1 protein-coding gene is annotated in these 1,618 nt (G+C 41.2%); it reads right to left on the minus strand.

Annotated elements, in window-relative coordinates; translation table 11 throughout:
- Positions 1–403: 403 nt before the first annotated feature.
- The gene (locus QUA04_RS29570; protein WP_333264333.1) at positions 404–1,363 is read right to left on the minus strand and encodes an aldo/keto reductase; all 960 of its coding nucleotides are present in this window, start codon (positions 1,361–1,363) and stop codon (positions 404–406) included.
- Positions 1,364–1,618 lie beyond the last annotated feature (255 nt).

Genomic DNA, 1,618 nt, shown 5'->3' on the forward strand with positions numbered 1-1,618 from the left:
TTTAATTTATGCAATGTCTAACTTTATTTAATCATAAAAATACCTGTAAGTCAATATATAATAGCTTTCCAGCGCCTCATTTTTATACTTTGTAGTTAATTTTTATAAAAATTATTAACTTTTTTACATACTAGGTTCGGTAGAGCCTTGAATATTTGCACTAGGCAGTAAATATTATACCTCTTTAGATTTTAGATTTTAGATTGGGGATTTGGGAGTATGGATTTTAGATTTTATGTTTTTGAATATTTGCAGCAGGCAGTAAATATTATACCTCTTGTTTGACTTTCTAAAATTTATAGGACTAATACTCAAAAGGGTTTTACGCGCTACTTATAGGGGTAAGGTGCGGGGTTCGGCGCCCCCTACATATAGAGGTTCTGCTAGTTCTAAGTTAACCCTTTTAAAAATTCCACATAACGGGGTTATCGTCTAAATGATCGGTGACGGTGCGCCCGATCGCGTCAATTTCTTTTAATTCCTCCTCACTCAATTTTACCTCAGCAGATTTAGCATTTTCGGCTGCTTGTTCCCCGTCGCGCGCGCCGACAATTGCATTTGTTTGTGGCTGGGAAATCAACCAGGCTAAAGCTAAGTTGCCTAAGCTTGTCTGGTTGCGATCGGCAATTGACCTGAGTTGATTTAATGCTGTTTGCACTCGATCGTAATTCTCTTTGATGAACAGCTTATTTTTGGCGCGGTGGTCGCCTTCTTCAAACTTGTGTTCTGGCCCGAATTTACCTGTCAATATTCCTTGAGCTAGAGAGGAATAGGCAATGATTGAGATATGATTGTCCACACAATAGGACATAGCATCTTTTTCTACCCAGCGCCAAAACAGAGAATATGGCGGTTGCAAGCTGTCGATGCGTCCGTATTGGGCCGCTTCTTCTATTTGGGCGCGGGAGAAGTTGGAAACGCCGATCGCCCGAATTTTCCCCTGTTCTTTTAACTTGTTCAGGGCGTCCATTGTGTCTGCAATTGGCACTAACTCGGAATTCCAAGTGCCGGCGGGCCAGTGGATTTGGTAAAGGTCGATATAATCGGTGTTGAGGTTTTTTAGCGATCGATCGCAGGCTTCAATTACCAAATCGGGTTTCAGGTGGTTGGCGAAAACTTTGCTAGCATAAACTACTTGCGATCGCACATCTGAAAGTGCTTGACCGATAATTTGTTCCGAATGCCCTTCTCCGTAAACCTCAGCCGTATCAAAGGTGGTAATACCTGCCCCAAAAGCGGCGCGCATTGCTTTGACAGTTTCAGCATCCTCAATTCCCACCCACATCCGCTTGCCAGCTTGCCAAGTCCCCATAATTATCGGGGTAATCTGAATTTGTGATGTCCCCAATTGTCGCTTTTGCATACCCTAAGTCCTCATTTATATTTTTAGTATTCACCCTCAAGCTCTCTAATCTTAACAGAAAAAAGTTGGGTAGTCATGCACAGTAATGCTATCGTTTTATTCTGCTATAATTATAGTGATGTACCAAGTTAAAAATTCAAAATGTGAGCATCTCATATCATGTCCGGTTGATTAACCGTGATTAAACTTTTGCCTCCGGCCACCAATAGAAATGAGTCAAACCACTGATTAACTGTTTGAGATTTAACAGTTTTC

This window comes from Microcoleus sp. S13_C5 (assembly GCF_036700845.1).
Classification (GTDB): Bacteria; Cyanobacteriota; Cyanobacteriia; order Cyanobacteriales; family Microcoleaceae; genus Microcoleus.